The 23764-nt window shown below is 68.1% G+C and carries 34 protein-coding genes and 1 pseudogene; 24 read left to right on the top strand and 11 right to left on the bottom strand.

Translation table 11 applies throughout. From position 1 onward, the window contains the following. The first annotated feature begins 5 nt into the window (after positions 1 to 5). Positions 6 to 713, top strand: a complete 708-nt coding sequence (locus AB0N80_RS12365; RefSeq protein WP_363392478.1) for an ABC transporter ATP-binding protein — start codon at positions 6 to 8, stop codon at positions 711 to 713. Then, positions 710 to 2011, top strand: a complete 1302-nt coding sequence (locus AB0N80_RS12360; RefSeq protein ID WP_363578870.1) for an ABC transporter permease — start codon at positions 710 to 712, stop codon at positions 2009 to 2011. The genes AB0N80_RS12365 and AB0N80_RS12360 overlap by 4 nt, the downstream gene beginning before the upstream one ends. Before the next feature lie 93 nt (positions 2012 to 2104). On the opposite strand, the gene AB0N80_RS12355 is transcribed toward AB0N80_RS12360, so the two are convergent. Together AB0N80_RS12355 and AB0N80_RS12350 are read right to left on the bottom strand one after the other, a co-directional pair. After that, positions 2105 to 2500: a ribonuclease inhibitor gene (locus tag AB0N80_RS12355; RefSeq protein WP_363578869.1), complete on the bottom strand. Its 396-nt coding sequence runs from the start codon at positions 2498 to 2500 to the stop codon at positions 2105 to 2107. A 328-nt stretch (positions 2501 to 2828) separates the two neighbouring features. Then, a complete protein-coding gene (locus AB0N80_RS12350) occupies positions 2829 to 3176 on the bottom strand; it encodes a YnfA family protein (RefSeq protein WP_363578868.1) in 348 nt (115 codons plus the stop codon). Positions 3177 to 3337: 161 nt separating this feature from the next. On the opposite strand from AB0N80_RS12350, the gene AB0N80_RS12345 reads away from it, so the two are divergent. The 5 genes from AB0N80_RS12345 (at position 3338) to AB0N80_RS12325 (ending at position 5257) form a co-directional block, all read left to right on the top strand. After that, complete coding sequence (locus AB0N80_RS12345) at positions 3338 to 3526, top strand: alternative tryptophan synthase beta-subunit (RefSeq protein WP_363578867.1); 189 nt, start codon at positions 3338 to 3340, stop codon at positions 3524 to 3526. A 102-nt stretch (positions 3527 to 3628) separates the two neighbouring features. Beyond that, complete coding sequence (locus AB0N80_RS12340; protein ID WP_315993028.1) at positions 3629 to 3874, top strand: alternative tryptophan synthase beta-subunit; 246 nt, start codon at positions 3629 to 3631, stop codon at positions 3872 to 3874. A gap of 321 nt (positions 3875 to 4195) precedes the next feature. Then, positions 4196 to 4342 (top strand): hypothetical protein, encoded by a 147-nt coding sequence (locus AB0N80_RS12335; RefSeq protein WP_315993029.1) that lies wholly within the window; start codon positions 4196 to 4198, stop codon positions 4340 to 4342. Between the two features lie 91 nt (positions 4343 to 4433). Continuing rightward, a complete protein-coding gene (locus AB0N80_RS12330; RefSeq protein WP_363578866.1) occupies positions 4434 to 4775 on the top strand; it encodes a hypothetical protein in 342 nt (113 codons plus the stop codon). Positions 4776 to 4882: 107 nt separating this feature from the next. Continuing rightward, positions 4883 to 5257, top strand: coding sequence for a hypothetical protein (locus AB0N80_RS12325; protein ID WP_315993031.1), 375 nt, complete (start codon positions 4883 to 4885; stop codon positions 5255 to 5257). A gap of 228 nt (positions 5258 to 5485) precedes the next feature. Here the strand turns inward: AB0N80_RS12325 and AB0N80_RS12320 are convergent, their stop codons facing one another. Further along, complete coding sequence (locus AB0N80_RS12320; protein ID WP_363578865.1) at positions 5486 to 6004, bottom strand: hypothetical protein; 519 nt, start codon at positions 6002 to 6004, stop codon at positions 5486 to 5488. A gap of 187 nt (positions 6005 to 6191) precedes the next feature. Here AB0N80_RS12320 and AB0N80_RS12315 point away from each other — a divergent pair, with 187 nt between their 5' ends. Next, positions 6192 to 6671: a hypothetical protein gene (locus AB0N80_RS12315; protein WP_363578864.1), complete on the top strand. Its 480-nt coding sequence runs from the start codon at positions 6192 to 6194 to the stop codon at positions 6669 to 6671. 111 nt (positions 6672 to 6782) lie between these two features. Beyond that, the gene (locus AB0N80_RS12310; protein WP_363578863.1) at positions 6783 to 7406 is read left to right on the top strand and encodes a hypothetical protein; all 624 of its coding nucleotides are present in this window, start codon (positions 6783 to 6785) and stop codon (positions 7404 to 7406) included. A 473-nt stretch (positions 7407 to 7879) separates the two neighbouring features. Here the strand turns inward: AB0N80_RS12310 and AB0N80_RS12305 are convergent, their stop codons facing one another. From AB0N80_RS12305 to AB0N80_RS12295, 3 genes are all read right to left on the bottom strand, one after another. Beyond that, positions 7880 to 8173, bottom strand: coding sequence for a hypothetical protein (locus AB0N80_RS12305; protein WP_363578862.1), 294 nt, complete (start codon positions 8171 to 8173; stop codon positions 7880 to 7882). A gap of 16 nt (positions 8174 to 8189) precedes the next feature. After that, entirely contained in the window at positions 8190 to 9320 is a 1131-nt protein-coding gene (locus AB0N80_RS12300; RefSeq protein ID WP_363578861.1) for a hypothetical protein, read from the bottom strand. A 443-nt stretch (positions 9321 to 9763) separates the two neighbouring features. Further along, positions 9764 to 10120, bottom strand: a complete 357-nt coding sequence (locus AB0N80_RS12295; RefSeq protein ID WP_363578860.1) for a hypothetical protein — start codon at positions 10118 to 10120, stop codon at positions 9764 to 9766. A gap of 276 nt (positions 10121 to 10396) precedes the next feature. On the opposite strand from AB0N80_RS12295, the gene AB0N80_RS12290 reads away from it, so the two are divergent. Further along, complete coding sequence (locus AB0N80_RS12290) at positions 10397 to 11164, top strand: hypothetical protein (protein WP_363578859.1); 768 nt, start codon at positions 10397 to 10399, stop codon at positions 11162 to 11164. Between the two features lie 38 nt (positions 11165 to 11202). Here AB0N80_RS12290 and AB0N80_RS12285 read toward each other — a convergent pair whose 3' ends face one another. Continuing rightward, positions 11203 to 11499, bottom strand: coding sequence for a hypothetical protein (locus AB0N80_RS12285; protein ID WP_363578858.1), 297 nt, complete (start codon positions 11497 to 11499; stop codon positions 11203 to 11205). Between the two features lie 121 nt (positions 11500 to 11620). Further along, a complete protein-coding gene (locus AB0N80_RS12280) occupies positions 11621 to 12004 on the bottom strand; it encodes a hypothetical protein (RefSeq protein WP_363578857.1) in 384 nt (127 codons plus the stop codon). A 307-nt stretch (positions 12005 to 12311) separates the two neighbouring features. Between AB0N80_RS12280 and AB0N80_RS12275 the strand changes: the two genes are divergently transcribed. Then, on the top strand, positions 12312 to 12680 hold the full coding sequence (locus tag AB0N80_RS12275) for a hypothetical protein (RefSeq protein WP_363578856.1): 369 nt from the start codon (positions 12312 to 12314) through the stop codon (positions 12678 to 12680). A gap of 303 nt (positions 12681 to 12983) precedes the next feature. Next, complete coding sequence (locus AB0N80_RS12270) at positions 12984 to 13880, top strand: hypothetical protein (RefSeq protein ID WP_363578855.1); 897 nt, start codon at positions 12984 to 12986, stop codon at positions 13878 to 13880. An 11-nt stretch (positions 13881 to 13891) separates the two neighbouring features. Here the strand turns inward: AB0N80_RS12270 and AB0N80_RS12265 are convergent, their stop codons facing one another. Together AB0N80_RS12265 and AB0N80_RS12260 are read right to left on the bottom strand one after the other, a co-directional pair. Next, positions 13892 to 14662 carry a tyrosine-type recombinase/integrase gene (locus tag AB0N80_RS12265; protein WP_363578854.1) on the bottom strand — a complete coding sequence of 257 codons (771 nt, stop codon included), beginning with the start codon at positions 14660 to 14662 and terminating at the stop codon, positions 13892 to 13894. Positions 14663 to 14756: 94 nt separating this feature from the next. Further along, positions 14757 to 14891: pseudogene (locus tag AB0N80_RS12260) on the bottom strand (site-specific integrase); the annotation flags it as partial. 197 nt (positions 14892 to 15088) lie between these two features. Here AB0N80_RS12260 and AB0N80_RS12255 point away from each other — a divergent pair. The 8 genes from AB0N80_RS12255 (at position 15089) to AB0N80_RS12220 (ending at position 19018) form a co-directional block, all read left to right on the top strand. After that, on the top strand, positions 15089 to 15265 hold the full coding sequence (locus tag AB0N80_RS12255) for a helix-turn-helix domain-containing protein (protein WP_363578853.1): 177 nt from the start codon (positions 15089 to 15091) through the stop codon (positions 15263 to 15265). After that, complete coding sequence (locus AB0N80_RS12250) at positions 15262 to 15495, top strand: hypothetical protein (RefSeq protein ID WP_363578852.1); 234 nt, start codon at positions 15262 to 15264, stop codon at positions 15493 to 15495. Before AB0N80_RS12255 ends, AB0N80_RS12250 begins: the two co-directional genes overlap by 4 nt. Before the next feature lie 66 nt (positions 15496 to 15561). Further along, entirely contained in the window at positions 15562 to 15759 is a 198-nt protein-coding gene (locus AB0N80_RS12245; RefSeq protein ID WP_363578851.1) for a hypothetical protein, read from the top strand. Then, positions 15756 to 16271, top strand: coding sequence for a hypothetical protein (locus tag AB0N80_RS12240; protein WP_363578850.1), 516 nt, complete (start codon positions 15756 to 15758; stop codon positions 16269 to 16271). The genes AB0N80_RS12245 and AB0N80_RS12240 overlap by 4 nt, the downstream gene beginning before the upstream one ends. Positions 16272 to 16276: 5 nt before the next feature. Continuing rightward, positions 16277 to 16651, top strand: a complete 375-nt coding sequence (locus AB0N80_RS12235; RefSeq protein ID WP_363578849.1) for a hypothetical protein — start codon at positions 16277 to 16279, stop codon at positions 16649 to 16651. Between the two features lie 68 nt (positions 16652 to 16719). Further along, entirely contained in the window at positions 16720 to 17145 is a 426-nt protein-coding gene (locus AB0N80_RS12230; protein WP_363578848.1) for a hypothetical protein, read from the top strand. Further along, positions 17142 to 18278 carry a hypothetical protein gene (locus AB0N80_RS12225; protein WP_363578847.1) on the top strand — a complete coding sequence of 379 codons (1137 nt, stop codon included), beginning with the start codon at positions 17142 to 17144 and terminating at the stop codon, positions 18276 to 18278. Before AB0N80_RS12230 ends, AB0N80_RS12225 begins: the two co-directional genes overlap by 4 nt. 26 nt (positions 18279 to 18304) lie before the next feature. Continuing rightward, complete coding sequence (locus tag AB0N80_RS12220) at positions 18305 to 19018, top strand: hypothetical protein (protein WP_363578846.1); 714 nt, start codon at positions 18305 to 18307, stop codon at positions 19016 to 19018. A gap of 99 nt (positions 19019 to 19117) precedes the next feature. Here the strand turns inward: AB0N80_RS12220 and AB0N80_RS12215 are convergent, their stop codons facing one another. Continuing rightward, positions 19118 to 19771 carry a hypothetical protein gene (locus AB0N80_RS12215; protein WP_363578845.1) on the bottom strand — a complete coding sequence of 218 codons (654 nt, stop codon included), beginning with the start codon at positions 19769 to 19771 and terminating at the stop codon, positions 19118 to 19120. 26 nt (positions 19772 to 19797) lie between these two features. On the opposite strand from AB0N80_RS12215, the gene AB0N80_RS12210 reads away from it, so the two are divergent. Genes AB0N80_RS12210 through AB0N80_RS12195 form a run of 4 tightly spaced genes read left to right on the top strand, consistent with a single transcriptional unit; the run spans position 19798 to position 23652 of the window. Next, entirely contained in the window at positions 19798 to 22257 is a 2460-nt protein-coding gene (locus AB0N80_RS12210) for a phage/plasmid primase, P4 family (protein ID WP_363578844.1), read from the top strand. Continuing rightward, entirely contained in the window at positions 22254 to 22598 is a 345-nt protein-coding gene (locus tag AB0N80_RS12205; protein ID WP_363578843.1) for a hypothetical protein, read from the top strand. Before AB0N80_RS12210 ends, AB0N80_RS12205 begins: the two co-directional genes overlap by 4 nt. 11 nt (positions 22599 to 22609) lie before the next feature. Next, complete coding sequence (locus AB0N80_RS12200; protein WP_363578842.1) at positions 22610 to 22939, top strand: hypothetical protein; 330 nt, start codon at positions 22610 to 22612, stop codon at positions 22937 to 22939. Continuing rightward, positions 22939 to 23652: a hypothetical protein gene (locus tag AB0N80_RS12195; protein WP_363578841.1), complete on the top strand. Its 714-nt coding sequence runs from the start codon at positions 22939 to 22941 to the stop codon at positions 23650 to 23652. Before AB0N80_RS12200 ends, AB0N80_RS12195 begins: the two co-directional genes overlap by 1 nt. Positions 23653 to 23764: the final 112 nt, after the last annotated feature.

Genomic DNA, 23764 nt, shown 5'->3' with positions numbered 1-23764 from the left:
AGGTCATGGCATCCGAACCTCCTCCTCCCCTGCTCTCCGTCACCGATCTGCACAAGTCGTACGGCCGCGGATCCGCGCGCTTCGACGCGCTGCGCGGTGTGAGCCTCGACATCCACCGCGGCGAGAGCATCGCGATCGTCGGCAAGAGCGGATCGGGCAAGTCGACCCTCATGCACCTGCTCGCTCTCATGGACGCCCCCTCGAGCGGAACCGTGCGTCTGGAGGGGAAGGATGCCGCGACCCTGCGCGGGCGCCACCTCAACCGCACGCGCAACAAGACGTTCGGCTTCGTGTTCCAGCAGTTCTTCCTCACCCCCAGCGCCTCGGTGCTCGAGAACGTGATCCTGCCGTTGAAGATCGCGGGCGTCGGACGCGCTGAACGCCGCCGGCGGGGACTCGCGGCGCTGGCCGAGCTCGACATGCAGGACAAGGCGAAGAACAAGGCCACGGCCCTCTCGGGCGGGCAGAAGCAGCGCGCGGTGATCGCCCGCGCTCTCGTGAACGACCCGCGGGTCATCTTCGCCGACGAGCCCACGGGCAACCTCGACTCCGCCACCGGCGCCGTGGTGGAGGACATCCTGTTCCGCCTCAACCGCGAGCACGGCATCACTCTCATCGTGGTGACCCACGACGACGAGCTGGCGGCGCGGTGCGACCGCCGGGTGCAGATCCGCGACGGCGTCATCGTCACCGAGGAACGGAGCGCCGCATGAAGACCACCGACCTGGTCGCCACGGCCGCCGCGAACACGTTCCGTTCCAAGACCCGCACGATCCTCACGGTGCTCGCGATCTTCGTGGGCGCCTTCACGCTGACGTTGACGAACGGTCTCGGCACCGGCATCAACCGCTTCATCGACGACACCGTCTCCTCCATCGGCGCTGCCGACGTGCTGACCGTGACGAAGACGGGAACGGGGGCCGCGGCATCCGCAGAACCGCAGAAGTACGACCCCGACGCGGTCTCCTCGGCGAACACGAACCCCGGTCGCCCCGGCGCCACCGCGACCGTCTCGGCACTGACGGATGCCGACATCCGGACGATCGAAGACCTTCCCGGTGTCGCGTCGGTGAGCCCCACCCGCGCCGTGCAGATCGACTACGTGCAGGTCGACGGCGGCGAGCGCTACGTCGCGAGCGCGGGCTCGCTCATCGGCGGCCAGACTCCGCAGCTGGCGGCGGGCGCCGCGCCCGACGAGTCCTCCGACGCGCTCGAGACCGCGATCCCCGAGTCGCTCGTGACGCCCCTCGGCTTCCCGGACGCCGCGGATGCCGTCGGGGCCACACTGACGATCGCCGTGTCCGACCCGGTGCGCACGCAGCACGTGGTCTCGGCGACCATCACGGGCGTGACCGAGGGCGCCTTCGCCTCCACGACCTCGTTGACCACCAACACCGCTCTGGAAGACGCGTTGTTCACCGCGCAGAACACCGGGGTCCCGGCCGATGAGCTCGATCGGTACGCGAGCGCGAGCGTGACCCTGTCGTCGGCGGCGGCGCAGGACGTCGACGACGCCAAGACCGCGCTGTCGGATGCCGGCTACTCCGGCCAGACCGTCTCGGATCAGCTCGGCACCTTCAAGGCGGTCATCGACGGGATCGTGCTCGTCCTCAACGCGTTCGCCGTCATCGCGCTGTTGGCGGCGAGCTTCGGCATCGTCAACACCCTGCTGATGTCGGTGCAGGAGCGCACGCGCGAGATCGGGCTGATGAAGGCGATGGGCATGGGCAGCGGCCGGGTCTTCTCGCTGTTCAGCCTCGAGGCGGTGATGCTGGGACTGTTGGGCAGTCTCATCGGCGCGGTCGTCGCGATCGGCGTCGGCACGGCCGTGAGCGCGCAGCTGGGGCAGACGCTCTTCAGCGATCTGCCGGGGCTGCAGCTCATCGCCTTCGACCCCGTGTCGATCCTGGTGACGACGGTGGCGATCATGGCGATCGCGTTCCTCGCGGGGAGCCTTCCGGCCGCGCGGGCGGCACGCGCCGATCCGGTGGAGTCGCTGCGGTACGAGTGACGCGGGACGGGCCCGGGGTGACGCATCCCGGGCCCCGAGCGCAGCGCTGCACACGGCACGGCGCTCGGTCCACCGGGACGTCGACGGGGGTCCTCAGGCGAACACGAGCTCGATGTTCGCGTGGTCGCGGAACACCCCGACGACGAGGTCGAAGTACGTCTCGCCGCGTCCGGCCTCGAGCTCGTCGAGGGCACGTCGCGCCGGTGCGACCGCATAGACGTCCGGGCGTTCGAGCTTGCGCCGCAGGTAGGCGAGGGTCGTCTCCACCCCGAGCGCCGCTCGCGCCGCCTCCGCGTCGCGCCACAGCACGCGCACCGGTTCCGAGCCGCGCAGGACCCCGAACCCGCCGTACAGCAGATCGTCCAACGCGTCGAGGCTCTCGCCGAGGGTCCAGGGCTCGTTCGGCATGAACACGCGGTTCAGCTCCGCGTACAGGGATGGGATGCCGTGCACCCGCGATCCGTCGATCTCGATGAGCCGCGCGGTCATGGCATCCGCCCTCCTTCCACGGGATCACGACGAAGGACCGGAGCCTGTCGGCATCCGGTCCTGTCGTGAGTGGCCCTGGCGGGCCGCGGGACGATCAGTCTCCGCCGTTGATCACCGAGAGGTACGAGCCGAAGGGGCGCGCGGTCTCGGAGGCGGAGAAGTCGTCGGCGAGGCCCTCGTGGGGCGTGGTTTCGAACTGCATGCATCGAGTGTGCCCGCACGGGCGCTTCACCACATGCCGCTTGACAATCCGCCGATATCTCGTCTAGCTAACTACTTGGCTCTCTAACTGAATGGTTCCGTCGGCCGGATCTCGAATCGGATGCCGTCACTCCGGCGCCCCGGCCGAGGCGGGCGCGAGCACGATGATCCCCGCCCCCACGAGAGCGACGGCCGAGCCGACGTAGTCCCACACCGTGGGACGGAAGCCGTCGACGACGACGCCCCAGGCGAGAGAACCCGCGACGAACACCCCGCCGTAGGCGGCGAGGACGCGCCCGAAGTGCGCGTCCGGCTGCAGCGCCGCGATGAAGCCGTACGCGCCGAGCGCGACGATCCCGAGCAGCGCCAGCCACCAGCCCCGGTTCTCGCGCACCGCCTGCCAGATGAGCCAGGCACCGCCGATCTCGGCGATGGCGGCGAGAGCGAAGAGCATGACGATGCGGGCGGTGACCATCGGGCCATTATGGCCGCGACCCACCCAGGGCACCCTGCCGCATCCGCCCGGAAGACGGTCTGGAGACGCCCGGGTTACGGTCGTCCACGCGCGCATTACGGAGAGGAAAATTCTCGGCCAGGACCTATCTCCGAGGGCTACATTCCCCGCAGGGGGTGATGATGACTCGACCTCGCACCTTGACACACATCTACACACTCGCGGGCGGCTGGCAGAAGGCCCCCCACGAGCCCCTCACGCCGGAACGAGCCGCCGCGTTGCGCGACCAGGGGATCATGCTGGTACGCGCGCGTCGCGGCTTGTTCGACACGCGTGAGATCTCGCTGCGGCAGTATCCGCCGACACGCTGACCCTCCGAAGAGGGGACAGACACCCCCACCGACGACGCGTAACGTCGTCCTCCCCCGCTCCAATGGCGCAGCGCCCTCGAAAGCTCGAGTTCTGGAGTGGAAATGACTCGCCCTCGCACCGTGACCCACGCCTATCGCATGCCCGGCGGATGGGAGACGCTCCCCCACCGCCCCCTCACCGCCGAGACCGCCCACGCGCTGCGTGACGAGGGGTACACCCTCGTCCGGGCTCGACGCGGGTGGGGCAACTCGAAAGAGCTGTCGCTCTCGCATTACACCCAGCAGCCGGCCGGCGCCGCCCCGTGGTCCGACGCCGACATCCGCCCGTCGGGGTCGTCCGCGGCCTGACCACACAGCCACCCCCTGGGGGGTGAGGACGCGGATGCCGTGCGTATCGTCCCGCGCGAATCGGGCGCGGCGGCCGGCCTCACGGCATCCGCGTCCTCGTCGTGAACCCCCAACTCCGCGCCCGGATTCCGGGGACGGCCCGACGGGGAAGGCCGATCGAACCGAAGCTCCGGCGAATCCCGGTAGTGCGAGCGGAAAGCGATTGCCCCACCGGCAGGTAAAGTCGCTTGAATCGGTCCGCTGCATTCAAGGGGGGCAATGCCGATGCCAGGGTCGCAGACGATCACGCACGCCTATCGACTGCCGGGAGGGTGGGAACCCGTGCCGAAGCAGCGATTGAGCGTCACGAACGCTCTCGCTCTCCGCGCTCAGGGCTACACGATGATCCGCGCGAAGCGGCGGTTCCGCAGCCCGTACAACCACTCGATGGTGCAGTTCCTCCAGGCGGCCGGTCACTCGGACCGGTGAGGCGCGACCTCTCCCGAGACGGTGCTCTCCCGGTGCCTGCGCATCCAGGAGACCCCGCCGACGCGCGTCGTATTCCGTATAGCCTTGGCGGATGACGTGCACTCGCCCCGCATTCGACGAGATCTCGCAGTGGGTCGCCGACTACGAGCAGCACGACAGCGTCGCCCACGCGACCGTTCACGTCCTCCCGCAGGACGACCCCGAGCACGCCGACTCGGGCATCGTCGCCGTCCATCTCAACCACGGTCCGGCGTCCATCTACCTCAACATCGACTGCGACCGCACCTGGACCGCGACCCTTACCGAGCGTTCCGGGGAGTTCCCGCTCACCGGAACGCACCTGATCTCCCTCGGCGAGGAGCTGTTCACGACGGGCAAGCTCTGCGAATACCTGCAGAAGCGAACGGATGCCGCGACGGTGGACGCCGCCTGATCTCCCCCGCCGCGGACGTGCCACCGTAGCTCGGAGCCCCGCGTCCGACGCCGAGACACCTGCGCAAGGTGTGCGCGCCGCTCGACAACGGGTGCGAGACTGCCGGTATGGAATCGCTCGAGGACTCGCCGCCCCGCCGCTCCCGCGAACAGCTCGAAGCATGGGTCGCGGAGTTCGAAAGCGAGGAGCACTGCATCGCGGGTTCGATCTCGGTCGCCCCTCAGGAGGACGACGGCGAGGACGACACGGGGCTCGTCATCCTGCGCCTGCGCAACGCGTCGGCATCCATCCACATGCGACCGCGCAGCTACGACGACCCGATGTGGGAACTGACCCTCAGCGAGCAGCCCGAGAGTCTGTCTCTGTCGATCCACGACATCACGAGCCTCGCCGCCGAATACGTGATCGCCAGCAACCTCTGCACCTTCCTCCAGTGGAAGTCGCTCGAGTGGGACCGCAACAGCGGGCGGCACGCGGACTGACTCGGCGGGCGCGCCCGATCGGATCGACACGGGAGGGCACCGGATCACTCCGACGCGTTCCGAATGGTCACCGGATCGTGTCCGTCCGCGTGCGCATCGACGGCGTGCAGTCTCGCCCGCCGCAGAAGCATCCCGAATGCGGCGCAGTCGACGCACGAGCAGGGGCCGCGCGTCGGGCGCATCGCTGACCCGGACCGGAAGCCCGCCTGACGCACGCGGCGAGCATTCTCAGCTCGTCGAGCATCCGGTGAGCGAGGAGGTGACAACGGCGTCCGACTTCGCCCCTGTTGCGGTGTAGCCCTCGGGCAGCGTCGTGAGAGCGTTCAAAGTCCACCTCGCGCTCGTCGACAGAGTCGTGCGGAACGAGATGGCTGTTCCCGCCGGAAGGTCTGCGGTCAGCGTGAATTGGGTAGCCGTGCCGCTGAGCCGAGTCTGCGTTGTCATCCCCGAAGGGGTCGAGGAGAAGACTCCGATACTGGAAACTCCTGTGCCGGAGATGAGCACCGTCGTCCCTGTCGGTAACGGCGCGGTGGCGCTGGCGACGAGAACGAACCCCGGCCCCTGAATACCCGGAGCTCCGCAGGAGCCGGAGAGCGAATACGCGCCGACATCGGACGTGGACGCCGCCGCGCGGGGTGCCGCGACGGCGATGGCGATTGCGGGAACTGTCCACGCAGCCGCTTTGATAACGGTGCGGCGATCCATTCCAGCGTTCGCGGTGGAATGGTCGGTGATGAGCTCGGTCACGAAGTCCCCCGTCGTTGCGGGGGTGCTGCCTCGATCGACTGGTGCCGCCCCGTGCAGTCCCATTGCCACCCCGTGCCGCCGAGTATGCATGAATCACATGACGTCTGTGTAACTGAGCCAAGAAATCAGCTCGGCAATTCCGACATCGCGTGTCCGCGGCACTTCAACAGCCGATAGCATCCGTGGCATGAGCGATCTCGAGCGCGGTGTCATCAGTCGCCGCGCCCTCGTCGGGGCTGCCGCATGGAGCGCGCCCGTGATCGCGTTGGCCGTCGCTGCGCCCCTCGCATCAGCGAGCACCACACCTCAGCTCACCTACCGGGTGAGCGGCCCCACTGACAACAACGGCATCACGTCCTACGTGATCTGGATCACCAACGACGGCACCACTGCCCTTGCCGCCGGCGACCTCATCGCTGCCCTTCCGGCGACCGAACCGGATTACTTCTACTCGGGATACAGCGGCGATGTCGCTTGGCGGTACGGCGACGGAGGCGAGTCCGTCGTGTGGTTTTTTGCAGCACCCATCGAACCCGGCGCCGAGAGCGGGGCTTTCATCATCTACCTCGGCCGCCAGGGGCCGGAGCAGAGTTCCCCGCCGACGGCTGTCATCACTTTCTCGGCGCCGGGTCGAGGTTCGGTGTCAATTCCCCTCACGCTTCTCTGAGTAAAAGGACGCCGGGCCAATGAGTGCTGGCGTCAGTCAGGCCGAACACAATCGCTTCCGCCGGGACTGCTCCTCCCCGGAATGTGGTGCTGACCCATCGGAATGAGTCACATGCGATCACGCACCCCAGGGGCCTTTGCTGCCGGCCTGCTCACCCTCTCCCTCGTCACAGCCCCCACCGCCGCCAGCGCCGACCCGGCACCCGACTGCCTCACGGTGCCAGGCAAGGCCGGTGCCGCCATTGACGCGAACATCGCCGGCTACCCGGTCGAGAAGCCGAGCGAGTACCGGACTGTCGACGGGCAGAAGGAGCCGGTGTACCGCGTCAAGATCGGGCAGACACTGCACATCCCCACCCGTATAACCAATTCGGGCACCTGCCACTACTGGACGTTCGGCGGCGACCTCACCGCCATCGGCCACGATGCCTTCAAGACGCCCGGCAGCAGCACCTACGTCGAAGGAATCGGAAACCGAATCTGGGCCGCGTCCATCGGCGTGCCCACCTGGGACCCCGACCCAGACGGAAATCACCCGTACACACGACGCTCCGAGCGCCTCTACGTAGAGGTCTCTCCCGGCGACACCGCGAAACGACTGTGGCCGATCACGGTGGACAATCTTCCCCGAGCAGGAGTCCTCTACGGCGTCCGGTTCCGTTACGACACCGACGTGTCCGACCCGCCTGTATCCGACAACGCCACCAGCAAACGTATCTGGCTCGTCCGAGACTGATGTCAGTGCCAGGTCCAGACGATTCTGTTAGAGCCGCTGATCGAACCGCACTCGGCGCTCACGTGCCCGCTCATGAGACGCACGCCCGTCGCCGGAAACGACAAGAGGCCCGAACCCCCGCAATCCTGCGGAAGTTCGGGCCTCAACTGTCGGGATGACAGGATTTGAACCTACGACCCCTTGACGACCTCACCGGTCGCGACGCTCAACGACACGGGCGCGCATAGACCCGCAGTTTACCAGTCTGACCGGGCATAATCCGATGCATCGGAGCGACATTGGACGACACCGTGACACGCTGACGCGTTCCGACATGTTGTCCCAGTGTTGTCCGGGACGGGGGCAACTGGGACGGTGGCGGCGTGCCCGTCCCCGCGGCCGCGGCGTCCCGGAAGCGGCGCAATCGACGCACGAGCAGGGGCCGCACCTCCCAGCACAAGATGCGGGAGGAGCGTTTCGTGCGGGGGTGAGGCTCACGCGCCGTCGAGGAAGATGAACGCGCTGGGGTCGATGTAGGAGGAGACGCGCCAGACGCCGCCCTGCACTGCATCGGCGGGGACGGCGACGCAGGAGTCGAAGCTCGCCGTCGCACCGGGGTACATGGTCCCGACTGCCCAGATCTCTGTCCCAGCGATCACGCCGCAGGGGGCGTTGCTCGCGTTGAAAGTGTTCCCCTTCGCACTGACGTAGTCGATGCCGAGGCTCGCTGCGGGGTCTCCCCCGTTCTCGTCGGCGGCCGGCTTCACTGCCAATTGAAAAGTCGCCATGATGAACACCGTCCCCTCAGCGGGCGGAGTGTTGTACGGGTTCGCATCGAGCACGAGCTGCGTCGCGTCCGTGTTCGTCGCACCGACGGAGAAGTTCCACATCGACGCGGGGTCGTACTCGGTTGAGCGGGCCCTGCGATCGGTGTCGGACCTTGTCCTCTCGCAGACGGTCGGCCATCCGGCCAGCCGCGGTGAGGAGGGTGGACGCGGAGATGTCGACGATGGTGAACCCCGCGTCGCTGAGCAGCGCGACCAGGTCGGCGGCGTCGCAGCCCTTCGTCTGCAGTGCGACCTGCGTGATGCCGGTCTTGGCGCGGACCGCAACCGCGTGCTTCACGACCCAGGTCATGCCAGTGCGTTGAGCGACGACCTCGAGGTGCACGCGACCGTCGGAGCGGTATCCGGCGACGACCATGCTCGTACGGGTGACGCGCTTCTCACGGAAGACGTCGATGCCGAGCACCATGCGGGAGTCCGCGGCGATCGTGGACCCGGCGTCGACGATGGCGCCGTCCCCATCGAGCAGAGCAGGGTCTGCGGCCTTCTCCCAGTCGGTGGCGTCGAGGTAGGGCTCGATGCGGGACGTCACCCACTGGCACAGCACCTCCGTGCGGTATCCAGCGTCGGTCATCCCGCGAATGTCGGCGAGGCAGATCTCGATCGTCATCGACCCGTGCCCGATGGACGGGTTCGACTGAAGGATCGCTTCGACGTCGTTCTTCGCACACCCCGGCGCCGCCGACCACTCGAAGATGCCAAGCGACTGGTCCACCAGCGCTGACTCGGCGGTCTCGCCGTTGGCGTACGCCTCGGCGTCAGCAATCCCCTCTTCGACGTAGTCGGGCACCTGGATGCCTGCGGCGATGAGGTCAAGGAGCGCCGCGTTGCGCTGATGCCACAACACCACCGAGCCCGCGTCTCCCGCGTTCGAGAAGCCGACGAGCATCCCGTTCCAGAAGGACTTCGTCGTCTGCGACACCGCGTTCCACGCAGACCAGTCGCGCTGCTCGCGCATCTCGTCCATGAGGACCTTGGCGGCGGGCTTCGCACGAGCGTTCTTCGCCGCGCGGATCTCGTAGTGCGCCCGCGACCGGGCAGTGATAGCGATCGACCCGTTCGCGTCGCGCACCTTGGCCGTCGCCTGCACGAGCGCCTCGATGCCGAGCTCCGCCTCCTCCGCCGTCTCCGGGTCCGGGTCGCACCAGCTTGACGGCCGACCACGGCTCCTTCGCGATGTCGAGGTTCTGCGCGACGCCGACCACTTTGAACTTGAACGGCGGGATCCTGTCGGGGTTACGAGCCGAGTCGACGTACAGCCACCAGGCAGCGAGAACCGACGCGAGCGTCGTCTTCCCGTTCTGGCGGCCGACGAGGACGATCACTCGACGGAAGCGATACGTGCCGTCCTCGCGCAGTTCGAGCGCGTGGATCAGCAGCCACTTCTGCCACGGATACAGGTCGACGCCGAGCACGAAGAGCGCGAACTCGATGACCTCGAAACCGAGCGATGTCTCCGGCGTCAGCGGGCGCAGGGGGCGCGTCCACAGGCGCGGTGCCTCGCGCCCGTAAAGCTTCGCCATGCGACCTCCATCAGCCTGCGCCGATCCCCCGCGCGTCCTTGAACGCCTGCAGGCTGCTCACCGGCGCGCTCTTCTCGCCCGCGGCGTCCGGCTGCGGCAACGGTCCGGCCGCCGGCGGAGAAGCAGGGCGGGCCGCGCGATCGAGCACACGACGCACGTCGGCCAGCGCGGCGCGGTACCGGGACGACGTCGACGCGCTCGGAGCCTCGTCCATCTCCACCGCCAGGGACTTCACCAGCTCCACCAGCGGAGCTTCCTCGGGCGCGTGAGCAAGCCCGGTCGCGCGGAGCATCCGCGTCACAGCAGCGCGGTGCACACCGGCCCGCTTCCGGCCCGACGAGGGTGACATCACATCGTCATCCGTCACACCACCCTGCTCGACAGCCTCAGCAGCCTTCCGAGCACGGCGCAGTCGCTGATACTCGCGGTCCTGCTCCTTTGTCCGCGGCATCGACGACCTCCAACCCGGGGCTCAGGCTCAGCGCGAGCGGGGTGACGAAACGGGGCGAGCCGAGACCCGGGGGAGAGAGGAAGCCCTCCCCGGTGGTGGTCCGCCCCTCCGTTGTGATGCGGCATTTTTGGTGGGGTGGGGTCGGGCAATCACGTACGCATGCGACGATGTTGACATGACGGATGAGGCCAAGTGATCGACTGGGACGTTCTCGGCCGCTACGCGGAGATTGCCACAACTTTTCTCTCCACTATCTCCGGACAGATATTGTCGTGGCCGGTCGCTGTACTCCTCTTAGGAGTCATCTTCTACAGGCCGATCTCGGAGCTAATCGGCCGCATTGAAAGCGGTGAGGCGCCCGGGGTCAAGTTCAAGGTCCGGGCCGCTATTCACAAGGCTGAGGTAGCGGCCATCGAATCGACAATCGAAGGGCAAATCGAAGCTGCAGAGACTGGCGAGGAGCCATCGCTGCTCCCGGACGTGCAATCCCCGCCCTCGGAGACCGGAGCAGACGTATCGAGCGACGCGGAAGAGGGGTTGGACGAGACGTCCTCTAGCGATGTCCGTGAGTCGAAGCTGGTCGAGCGCCTGGAAGCGGCGGGACGCGTTCTCAACGCGTACGCGGCGCTCCTGTCAGAGGTGGATTCGCTTTGGGCCCTCGTCGGCTCACAATCGATCTCGTTTGGCAATTCGTGGAAATACCGAGTTCGACGCCTGGCCGCGACGGGACATCTCAACCAGTCATTCGTCGTGTCTTTCGACGAGTTGACTTCTGTCAGGGCATCGGTAGCGCATGGAGCTAAAGTGTCGCCGCAAGACGCCCGTGACTTCGAGCGCACCGCGAAGCGTCTCCAGTGGATAGTCCGAAAGAAAAAGAAGTCACTCTCCGGTGGGAGGCCCGCCGCCGCATCGCCGTCTGGTCGTGAAGATCCGGCGCAGACCACCTCGGCTGCAGAGTGAACGACGCCTTCTGAGGTAGGTCGACCAAGATCTTGATCTCACGCCCAATCCCGTGAGGGGGTGCCGAGGTCGACGACGGGGGCGCCGTTGCCGCGGTCTCGGTTGCAGCCGGCGTGGGAGGGGCGCTTGTTGGTGGGGTCGTCTTGCAGTTCGGGGTGGGTGGAGACGGGCCAGTAGTGGTCTTCTTGGAACCGGTCGTCGTTAGCCCAGTCGTCCCACGAGGCGGTGTAGTCGATCGAGAGACCGCAGATCCAGCAGGGGGCGTGTTCGGCTTCGCATTGGGCGCGGAAGTCGGCTCGTTGCTTGTGCTGGCGGCGAGTGTTGGTGCGGGCCATCAAAGGTCGGCGTCGAGCTCGACGTCGCAGCAGAGGGAGGCGGCCAGGTGACTCGGGTAGCGGCTCCGCAGGAGGTGCATTCGGGCATGTCGGTGGGGAGCATGCGGCACCTCCTGAAGGTCTAGACGTCGGAGTTGGTGCCCCTATAGGCCGCCTGAGCTCGACGCAATTGCGCGTCCCTCTTCGCGAGCTGTTGTTCGCGGATCGCGAGGATGTCGCCCGCGGTCAGGTCGAGATCGTTGACCACGTAGACGGATTCGCCGATGAGCCACCAGGCTTTGTTGACTTGCCTCGAATGTGTGAGCTTGACGGGGTTCTTTTCGGAAGCTTCGACGTCCTCGGCGCGGAGGATGTGAAGGTCTGTGGTGCCTCGTGCTCCGCGTCCGGGGGTGATGGAGATCTTGAAGTACTCGCCTGAGCGGTGTTTTCTCTTGATCCACCAGAGCTTGCTGAGCTCGTCGAGACGGGTTACTTGTGCTGCCGCGGGCTTGAGGATGATGGCCACGCTGCGAGCGTAGCGAGGAGTGGCAGGGCGCGATATTCGGCTTCTGGTAGCTGGTGCTGCCCTGCGCGCGTATAACAAGGTTCCTTAGTAACTATTCAAAGAGCTGTGACGATTCCCAACAACGCGCCCTTCGCGCCCTATTTGCTAAGAAAGCCCGGAATCACGCGGCTAGATCAGGGTCCGATCGTATTTCCGGATGCGCCCTTTTCGCGCCCTGGCGGTGAATAACGCGCCCTGGTCGCCAATGCGACAGGGCGCGTTGCGACGCAGGGTGGAGAAGGGCCCGGTAGGGCGGTAAAGTGTTCGGATGACGACTACTGCTATCCACTGCCCTGCCTGCGGTCACCATGTCTTCGACGCCGATGTCTCCGCGCTCGTGACGAGCACCGCTCCCCCGGAGCGTCACGTCGCACTGCTCGGCTCGCAGACCGCGATCGCGCTCGCTCTGCTTGAGGACTTCTTCGCGGATCGGGGCGACGTCGTTCGGGATCCGACCGGCCGCATCCAGCAGTCGGAGTTCATCGACGCGTTCAACGCCTGGGCGATTGGTCGAGGTTCAACCCCGCAGACGCCGGTCGCGATCGGGCGCGCGTTGCGTGAGCTCGGCGCTGTGCAGGGAAAGTCGAATGGTCAGCGCTTCTACCTGGGCATCACCCGGACCGCTTCGCGCGGCTAACTGCTGACGTTTCTCGAGAGGCGCCGGCGCGGTGTGGCGGGGCGCCTCTCGAGGCGGTGCAGGTGCTCCTCGCCGGTGAGTCTGTGGCGGCGATTGCGTGTGCGGGAGCCCTTCGCGGCCATGGGCAGGTTCCGCGTTGACACCGGTCTGGGGGCCGGTGGTGGTGAGCACGAGACCCCCGGGGCACGTGTGCTCGTCCGGGGGTCTTGACGCCTGGTGCCGTGTGCGACACCGTTCCAACCATCAAGGTAGGGGGTGACAGAACTAGCCTGCCAAGCTCGGCTCACCGGTAGGGTCGTCACCATGCCCGCCGCCGACGAGAAGCCAACCTGCTTCATCGCCATGCCCATCACTACTCACGAGCACGAGGCGGAGCGCTACGGCGGCGATCTCGACCACTGGATTCACGTAATGGAAACCATCTTCGTCCCCGCTATCGAACGCGCTGGGTTCGAGGCCATACGCCCCGCGGCGAAGGGCAGCCACATGATCCACGGTCAGATCATCAAGCATCTGTCTAGTGCCGACATGGTTCTCTGCGATCTGAGCAGCCATAACCCCAACGTCTTCTTTGAGCTGGGCGTTCGCACTTCGCTCAACCTTCCGATCGCATTGGTCAAAGATGAGCACTTGAACATTCCATTCGACACGTCTGGGATCAATACTCACTCGTACGACTCCGCCCTGAACGGCTGGGATATCCAGTCCGAGGTAGTAAAACTGGCGGCACATCTCGAGGACAGTGTCGAGAGTTGCGACGGGCGCAACCCGATGTGGCGACACTTTGGACTGACCATCGCCGCAGACGGCCCGTCCGGGCCAGCGAATGCTTCCGACGCGCAGTTGGCGCTCATGTTCGAGGACATGAGCGAGATGCGACGCGAAATGCAGCTCCTCAGCAAGAGAACGTCGGTCCGCGACGAAACCGCGCCGGAAGCGTCTAACCCTCATACGTCGTCTCGCGTGAAAGATCTCGCCGAACTAGGTGTCGACCTCAGTCTCGTTCTTGGACTGCCCTACAGCTCCGGCAGGCGTAAGACCGCGAAGACCTACAGCCTCACTTTCGACAACCCCACGAAGGCAGTGATCTCGCCCTCTCATGCGGATGAGATCGAAACCGCCCTCAGGAGGAGGGGCTTTGCCCTCTTGCAAGCACACTCAGGGGTCGACGAGCTCGAAATCACCATCAGATCCTCCTGACATACGACGCGTTACGCGGCATTGACGCCAGCGGCGGTGAGGGCTTCGGTGCGACATTGTTCGACGGCGGCGATAACTTCGGCGACGCGGTCGGGCCAGAGGTGGGCGTAGGTGTTGAGGGTCTCGGTGGCGTCCTTGTGGCCGAGCATCTGTTGCACGAGTTTGACGTCGGCGCCGGCGGCGATCGCGTTGGTGGCGGCGACGTGGCGGAGGTCGTGGACGGACATAGTCGTGGCTAGGCCGGCGTTGGCGCGGGTCTTGCGCCAGACGCGGTTGTACCAGTTGGTGCCGTCGATGGCGCCGCCTCGGACTGCGGTGAAGATGAAGTCGTCGGGGGCGCGGCCGGCGGTGAGCTGCTCGAGCTGCGCCATGAGCGAGGGCATGATCGGCAGCCAACGCTTCTCCCACGTCTTGACGGGTCCGAGCTTGCGGCGGCCTTCTCTGTCGACGGTCCAGGTACGGTGCACGCGCGCACGGTTGCCGCCGGTGTCGAGGTCCTTCACTTTGAGGGCGGTGGCTTCGCCGATGCGGGGGCCGCTGAAGGTGAGCAGCTGCAGCAGGAGCGGGTCGTCTCGGCGGCCGGTGAGCTCGTGCGCGGTGTCAGCGAGGGCTTCGATGTCGAGGTAGGACAGGTGCGGTAGGTCGTTCTCGATGTCGCCTTCGTCGCGTGGCAGTTCGACGTTGGTGAGCGGGTTGCGGCCGATGATGCGCTCGGCGACGGCGTAGCGGATGGCGCCGCCGAAGGTGGAGCGCACGATGTGGCCGAGGTAGGCGGGTGCCATCTTGGCGGGGTGTGCGGGCGGTGGTCTTGATGCGCTGGTTGACGTCGAATACGTGGGGGGCGGTCCCGTCGCGAAGCTGCAGCACCCAGGCGTCGATCTGTGGGCGGGTGATGGATCCGATGGGGGTGCTCCCCCATTTTGGGAGGACGTAGTTGTCGAGCTCGCGGCGGTAGCGGCGCCAAGTGGAATCTTTGATGCGGCCTTTGGAGGCGAGCCAGGCTTCGGCGATCGCGACGTAGGTGCGTTCGCGGGCGGCGGGGTCGATGTACCGGTCGGAGCGGATGTCGTCCTCAAGTGAGGCGATGAACGCCTCGGCGTCGACGAGCGGGCGGCGGTGCCCGTATGAGCCTCGTTGCCTTCCCCTCCCCCGCCGCGGATGCGGATAGCTCCGGCCTTCCCGCTGGTTACGCGGATGTTCCCGCGGTTATGTCGCCGAAGACGCTCGGTGATCTGCTCGAAGTCAGTTCGCGCACGCTCGAGCGTTGGCGCGCCGAGAAGGTCGGCCCCGCGTACTTCTCGCTTCCTGGGTCAAGCCTCATCCGCTACAGCCGGGCCGACGTCGTCGCCTGGCTCACCGCCGCCCGTGTCGAGGTGACCCCGTGAGCGTCTGGCGGGTCCTCGCCGCCGTCGCTGTCGTAATCATCGCGCTGATGGTCGCGCCGGCCGCGATCGCCCCCGGCTTCAACGGCGCCGACCTGATCGTTGTGCTCGCCCCCTTCGCGCTGCTGCGCATCTGCTTGCCGCGTGCGCGTCCCGAAACTCCCGCCGGGGGCGCGACCGCCCCCACTGATGTCCCCCACATGGCCGAGCCCCCGGCGGGCACCCACACCTGAGCCCCGCTCCACCGCCCGCCCGGGCACTCACACCCGTTCTCGAAGTCCCTCTGGCAGGAGTCCTTGATGTCTCGCGTCCTCATTCGCCCCCCGAAGCCCCTCACGCGTCGTCCGTATCGTGCGCGCCGTGCACCTCAGCATGACAACGCGGTCACCGCGGTGCTCGATGTGACGCCAGTCCCCCGCGGCATCGTTGCCCTTGTCGGTGTGATGGGCGGCGCAGTGGTCGTCGAGCTGATCGTCGGCCTGGCGGTGATCCTGTGATCGCGGTCGGCCTGGACCCGTCACTCACCTGCACGGGCCTCGCGATCTTCGACACCGACGGAGGCGTGACGACGCGTCGTGTGCGGACGCCGAACCTCGGCACAAGCCTGCTCGCCCGCCGGCAGCGGATGCGCCGCGCGATCGACCGTGTCCTGTCGAATGTCCCCGCCCGTGTCGACGTGACGTTGATCGAGGTGCCGAACGCGGCGAAGCAGCACGGCGCGCACCAGTACACGCTGACCGTCGTCGACCAGCCCGCCGGGAAGTTCGCGGTCAAGCTGCGCGCCCCGTCCGGTGCGCTCGCCCTCACCCGCAGCGCACTCCCCGCCGACGACTACGACACCCCGTTCCTGGGCACGTATCAGGTGGGGCAGCTCGGCGGCCCGCTGGGCGAGCTCGCGCGCCTGCTCGTGCAGGAGTTCGAGCAGGGCTTCACCACCGACCCCGAAGACGTCGTCGACGCCGAGCTCGTCGACGACACCACCCCCACCACCGACGCCGAGGAGGCCTGAACACCATGAGCACGCCCGCACCCATCACCCCCATCCGCCAGCCCGAGCAGAAGCACCAGTCGACCGAGCATCTCGTCGGCGAGCGCGCATCGCTCAAGGCCGACGCCGAGCACATCGCGGACCGCATCGCGCAGATCGACGCGCAGCTGGTCGAGCGGCTCCCCGTCGGCACGCACGACATCGACGGCACGAAGGTGCAGGTGCGGGAGTACTCGCGCCTCGATACCGAATGGGTCGCCGCGGAGTACCCGCAGGCGGACTACCCGCAGCTCTACATGACGACGACCGGTGTCGATCTGGCCGCGGTGAAGAAGCAGTTCGCGCCGGCCGTGCTCGAGGAGCACCAGGTTCGCGGCGCGAAATCCGTCGTCGTCAGGTAAGCGCGACCGCCGCGACGGCATACACGCCGGGTTCGAGTCCCGGGGCGGCACAGAAAGGAGCGATCACCATGCCGATCCTCAACTACACGACCACCATCGACGTCGAGAAGACGATGGGCGAGATCAACCGTGCGCTCGCCCGCCGCGGCGTCACCCGCATCTCCACCCTGTACGACGAGCACGGCGTCGCCGCCGGCCTCGCCTTCACCATGAAGACCGACTACGGCGTGCGCGACTTCGAGCTGCCTGTGCGCACGGGCGGCGTGCTCGCCGCGATGAAGGCCGACCCGGCTGTGAAGCCCGCGCAGAAGAGCGCCGCCCAGGCCGCGCGCGTCGCGTGGCGTATCGCGAAGGACTGGCTCGAGGCGCAGTCCGCGCTCATCGACGCGCAGCTCGCAACGCTCGACGAAGTGATGATGCCGTACATGGTCGGCGACACCGGCCAGACGATGTACGCCGTCTACCGCTCTTCGCAGAAGGCGATCGGCGTATGACCACCGTCGAGGACCTGTACCTCGGAGTCATCCGCGACAGCATCACTCGGCACCCGCGGTCGCTGCAGAAGCGCATCGGCCCGTCCGAGATTGGCAAGCCCTGCGACCGGTGGATCCTGCACAAGCTGCATGGCGACGGCGAGCCCGACCGCGGCCCCGCGTGGAAGCCTGCGATCGGCACGGCGGTGCACGACCAGCTCGAGCGCTGGTTCGACGCCGCGAACGTCCCGAACGAGACCGGTGACGTGACGAACTGGGAGTGGGTGACCGAGCAGCAGGTCGTGGTCGGCACCATCGGCGGCCAGGACATCCCGGGGCACTCCGACCTGTTCCACGTGCCTACCGGCACCGTCATCGACCACAAGATCGTCGGCCCGAAGCAGCTCACGAAGTACCGCATCCATGGGCCCAGCCAGCAGTACCGCGTGCAGGCACATCTCTACGGCAAGGGCTTCACCGACGACGGCGGGTGGGGCCCGTGCCGCACCGTCGCGATCGCGTTCCTCCCCCGCGACGGGGAGCTGCAGAACGCCGTGTTCTGGTCCGAGCCGTACAACCCGCACCTCGCCGGCGAGGCGATGCTCCGCGCGAATCGCCTCAACCTGCTGCTGCAGGTCGCCGGGCTCGAGGGGGCGCTCGCGGCGTCGCCGCTGTGCGACGACGAGTGGTGCACCTGGTGCCGCACGGAAAAGCGCGCGCAGCACCGCGCCGCCGGCGGATCCCTCTTCGACGTGCCGCCCGCCGAGCCGACCCCCGCCGCAGCGGGGAACGCGATCCCGCCCCTCGCCGAGCTCATTCCGGAGCGCACGTGCGAGCACTGCGGGTGGCAGAACCACGAGAAGCGCGAGAACGCGGCCGAGTGGGAGCGGTCGTGGCAGGTGCACGAGCAGCTCCTCTGCCCGGCGCGTGCCGCGGCGCCCGTGACGCCCATCCGCCCGGCGGCACCGCCTGTCGCGATCGCGCAGCTGTGCGACGACTTCGGCTTGCCCCTGCACCCCGAGGCCGCAGCCGACGGCAGCACCGTTCACCCGACCTGCATCACGCCGTTCCCGCCCGCCCCACGACCCATCCCGTCGACGCCGCAGCCAGCGGCGGCGGCACCCGCCCCCATCCGCAACCTGTTCGACCGCTGACAAGACCAACCACCAAGGAGAACCCCATGTCCCTCTTCGAATCCTCCAGCAAGGGCGTCAAATGCGACGCCGTCGGCGCCACCGTCACCGGCGTCGTGCAGTCCGCTCCGCGTGAGCGGCAGCAGACGAAGTTCGGCACCCAGGAGCCCGACTTCTGGCCCAACGGCGACCCGAAGATGCAGATCCTCGTCGACCTCAAAACCGACCAGCGTGCCGACGCGAGCGACGACGGCGAGCGCACCCTGTACGTCGCGTCGAAGAACATGAAGCGCGCGATCGGTGAGGCGATCCGCGCGGCCGGGGCGTCGGACATCGCGCCTGGCGGGACGTTGACGGTGCAGTACCTCGGGAACGACCCGGCGTCGAAGAACCCGGCGAACCCGGCGAAGATGTATGCCGCGACGTACACGGCGCCGACGTCGGCGTTCGCGCAGCAGCCGGTAGCCGCGGCGCCCGTCCCCGTCGCCGCGCCTCAGCAGCCCGTCGCCGCGCAGCCCGTCGCGCCGCAGCCGCAGCAGCAGTACGTGCAGCCCGTCGCGCCTGCCGCCGTTGCGCAGCCGCAGGCGCCCGTGCAGCAGCCGTTCCAACAGCAGCCCACCGTGCACGCCGGCGGCCTCACCGACCAGCAGGTCGCGCAGCTGCAGCAGCTCCGCGGCGCGGGCATCCCCGACGCGCAGATCGCCACCGCCCTCGGCCTCACCACCGAGCAGATCAGCGCGCTCGACTCCACGCCGTTCTGACCACGACTGCCCGCGCCACGACAGCGTGCGGCCCTCTCGCGAGGGGCCGCGGGCACCCGACCCACAAACTGACCACCGTGCGCTTGAGGCTCGAAGCGGTCAGGCCAACACTTTCGACAACGGTCCGAGGTCCCCCTGATGCCATGCCAAAACCACTTCCACTGTTGTCTCGACAACGTGGAGCGCAGCTCGCACCCTCGCGCCGGGCTTGCCGGATGCTATTTCCCCCATGGCGGCATCGATATGCCCCTGCACCTGCGCCCTCTGCATCCGCACCCATTCGCAGACTTCTTTGCCGTTATCTGCATCAGCGAGCAGCGCACGTGCACGGACGAAGTGCTTGTCGATGCGAACGCGGGTGAGCGCACGCCTACCCCAGACCGTCGTATCCACGGCGATATCCATCTCGGTGTACAGAAGCTCGATGATCTCCTCTACACCCCGCGTGTGCCGATCCACGGACCAGTTGTAGTCGGTGGAGTCTGCGGCCTGCTCAGCCGCCGTAGCCTGGCGCTCCGCCGCTGCACGCGACCCGTCAGCTGCGAGCGCCTGTCGTTCTGCAGCCACACGCGACCCATCCGCAGCCGTGGCTTGGCGCTCGGCGGCTTTGCGCGACCCGTCAGCAGCCTCCGCCGCTTTGGAGGCAATCTTCTCCGCACCCCCTGCAGCGATCGCTTGATACCAGGCGATCGCCGTGGCGCAAGCGGTCGCGACGAAAGCTCCGATACTCACGATGAGAACAGCCAATTCCATAGCCGGAGCCTAGCGGGGTGCGCCCGATGACCCTTCTTGCCACCGCCCTCGACCTGCACCACGCGGGCCTGTCCGTCGTGCCCGTCGCCGCCGATGGCACGAAGCGCCCCCGCATCGCGTGGAAGAAGTACACCGACGCCGCCGCCGATGAGGCGCAGCTGCGCGCCTGGTTCGACAACGACCTCGACCAGGGCATCGGCATCGTCACCGGCCGCGGCGACGTCGAGCTCCTCGAGGTCGAAGGCGCAGCGATGGGTCAGATGGGTGACGTGCTCGAGCTGTTCGACGGCACCGGCCTCCGCCCCGTCTACGACCGCCTCATCGCCGGGTGGTCCGAGCAGTCACCGTCCGGCGGCCTGCACCTGCTGTACCGCGTCGACGGCGGCGCGGTCCCTGGGAATACGAAGGTCGCGCAGCGCCCGACCGACGGCGCGACCGGGCGCGAAACCCTCGCGGAGACCCGCGGGACCGGGGGGTTCGTCGTGCTCGCCCCGTCCGCCGGCGCCGTGCACCCAACCGGACGCCCCTGGGTGCGGCTCATCGGCGGGCCCGCCACCATCCCCACGATCACCCGCGAGGAGCGCGACCAGCTCCACGCGATCGTGCACGCTGCGCTCGACACCATGCCGGATGAGACCCCGGTCAGCGTGGGCGGCCCGGTCGACGCGAAGTGGTCGACCACGTTCCACGCCGCTGAGGGCGACATCACCCCGGGCGACGACTACCAAGCCCGCACAGACTGGGCCGACATCCTCGTCGGGTGGGTGCACGTGTTCACCCGCGGCGCGACGAAGTACTGGCGCCGCCCCGGCAAGAACGACGGCATCAGCGCCACCACCGGCCACGCCGGCGACCGCGACCGCCTCTACGTCTTCACCTCGTCGACCGACTTCGAACCCGAGGTGCCGTACACGAAGTTCGGTGCGTACGCCCTGCTCAACCACCGCGGTGACCACGCCGCCGCCGCGAAGGCCCTCGCCGAGGCGGAGTACGGGCACCGCGCGCCCCGCGCGCTCGCCCCCGCCGCTGCCGCGTCGCGCACGACGTCGACCGGCACACATATCAGCGCCGTCGGCGCGCCCGCCACGGCGACAGCACCCGCCGCGTCCATCGGCGGGGACAGTGCCGACCTTACCGACGACGGCAACGCGCGCCTCCTCGTTGCCGAGTACTCCGGCACCATGCGGTACGTGCCCGACGCGGGCCGCTGGGTCACGTGGGACGGCACCCGGTGGGCGTGGCACCCCGACGACGGGCCCGCCATCGAAGCCGCGCGCGACGTCATCCGCCGCATCCCCACCGACAACACCGCGCTCAAGGCATGGCGGCTCAAGTCGATGCGGGCCCGCGCGATCGGCGACGCCGTCCGCCTCGCCCGCGCCGCCCCCGCGATGCGCGTCGCCGCGGCCGAGTTTGATCGCCACCCGTGGCAGCTCAACACCCCCGGCGGTGTTGTCGACCTCCGCAGCGGCAGCATCGCCGCGGCCACCGCCGCCCTGTTCCACTCGAAGCAGACGACCGTCACCCCCGATCCGACCATGCCGACCCCGCTGTGGGACAGGTTCCTCAAGACCACGTTCCAGTCGAACGCCGCCGTCGAACGGTACATGCAGCGCCTCGTCGGGCTCATGTTCATCGGCGAGGTGCGCGAGCACATCCTCCCCTTCGCGCACGGCGCCGGCGGCAACGGCAAGGGCGTCTTCGCCGAGGTGCTGTCCGCGATCGCCGGGGACTACGCCACCTCCGCGCCGCAGGGCTTTCTCGTCGTCGGCCGCGAGAAGCACCCCACCGAGCTCGCCATGCTGCAGGGCCGCCGCCTCGTCATCACGTCCGAGATCAACGAGGACACGAAGTTCGACGAGGCCAAGATGAAGGCACTCACCGGTGGCGACACGATCACCGCCCGCTTCATGGGCAAGGACTTCTTCGACTTCGCCCCGTCGCACACGTTCCTTCTCCTCGGCAACAGCCAACCGAAGGTCGAGACCGGCGGGGACAGCGTCTGGCGGCGCATGCGCCTCATTCCTTTCACCCACTCGGTGCCCGAGGAAGAGCGCATCGAGAACCTGCAGCAGCGTCTCGTCGACGAGGAAGGCCCTGGCATCCTCGCCTGGGTCATCAAGGGCGCCGTCGAGTACTCGCGCGACGGGCTCGACACCCCCAAGGAGGTTCTTGCCGCGACCGACGCGTACCGCGCCGAGGAGGACCACCTTGGCCGGTTCATCGAGGACCGCTGCTCGACCGGCGGCGGCGAGTACGCACGCGTCGAGATGGCAGAGCTGCGGAAGGCGTACGACGCGTGGTGCCGGGAGCAGCGCGAAGATGCCGTGACTGCGCAGAGCTTCGGTCGGCAGCTCAAGCAGCGGTTCGACATCGGCACGGCCAAGTCGAACGGGCGCCGGTTCTACACGAACGTCACGCTCTACGCCCCGGAGACCGAGGCGGAGTCTGACGACCCGCGCGACATCCCCTGGCACGAACGATGAGCGCCACCGCCCCGCTCGCCGCGCGCTGCGCACGATGCCGACGCCGCGTGCTCGAGGTGCGCCGCGACTTCCAACTCGGCGTTCTCATCGGCGCACCCCGTCTCGACCCCGTGCGCCTTGACCGTGACCAGGTCCTCGCGTGTGTGCTCGTCGGGATCCGCCTATGGCAGATCCGGGAGCACGCCGGCACGACGACGACGAGCAGCCGGTCGCGGTGGTGGCCGCGGCAGCCCGTCGACGGGCACACCGCCCCCGAGCATGCCTGCGCCCGCGTGTGGGACGCCCCTGCCCTCGACCTTGCGCCCGACGAGGTCACCTACCCCGAACAGCCCCCCTTCTGAGAGGAACCGCCATGACTGAGATCACCCGCACCGTCGAGCAGCTCGTCGCTGACATCGACGTCGACGACGACGGCCTCGTCCGCATCCACGTCGCCCACCCGCTCACCCCCGACGAGGCGCGCGACGCCGCCGCCGCAATCATCGTCGCCGCGAAAGCGGGCGAGGAGTACGTCGCCGAGCAGTCCGCGCGCGATCAGCAGACGGCCGACGAACCCCACTGCGCTCTGTGCACGGGCGTTGTCGAGCGCGACCCCCTCAGCTCCTCGGGCTGGCGGCACGTCGCGCCCCTTCGCGCGACGCATGCGTTCCACGTCGCCCGTATCGCCGAGGCGGCCGTCTGATGCGCACCGCCGACATCATCAGCGACACCATCCCCCACGGCACGCCCGACGGCCACCGCGCCGGATGCCGCACCAGCGCCTGCCCCGCCGCGCTCCCCTGCCGCGACGTGTACCGCCGGTACGCCGGCGACTACTCGTTCCGCCGACTCTTCGACGCGGGCGTGCCCCTCGCCGACATCGTCGCCGCCGACGACGCCGCACGCGAAGACGTCGCGAAACGGGACCGCGCAGCGAATCGGGCCGCGCGGAAGCGCGTCGCGCAGATCCCCGCACCCGCGCCCAAACGCCCTCGCCGCGCCGAGCCCGCGCCGGCGCCCCTTGAGCCGGCAGAGCCCATCGCCCCGGCGCTCACCGTGACGCCGACCGACATCGAGCGCGCCGCCGCCGTATGGCGGGTGCAGAAGCTCGCGCTGGATCTCGCGCTGCGCAACGCCGAGCGCGCCGTCGGCGAGGCGATCGCCGCCCGCGACCGGGCGTTCGACGAGCACGTCGCCACAGGGGAGCCCACCGCGCCCGCCGAGGGTCCGCGCAACGGCCGCCGACGACGCCGTGACGAGATCAAAGCCGGGGTGCGTGCCCTGCACGCCGCTGGCAAGTCGGACGCGGCCATGGGCGTCGCGCTCAAGGCCACCCGCGCGTACGTCAGCATGGTGCGCCGTGACCTCGGCCTCGCATCTAACGTGCCCGCCGGCGGCCAGAAGGTCGTGGCATGAGCAGTCAGCCCCTGGGCCGCAGCGGTATTGGGTGCCGCCACACCAGCTCAACGTCCGACCCTGGGCGTTTCCACATGACGACTACGTCGCGCTCGAACCCGGTTGCGAGCGT

Origin of the sequence: Microbacterium sp. NPDC089188 (assembly GCF_040685155.1) — a bacterium.
Taxonomy (GTDB): Bacteria; Actinomycetota; Actinomycetes; order Actinomycetales; family Microbacteriaceae; genus Microbacterium; species Microbacterium galbum.
This window is presented reverse-complemented; position numbering and strand designations above follow the sequence as displayed.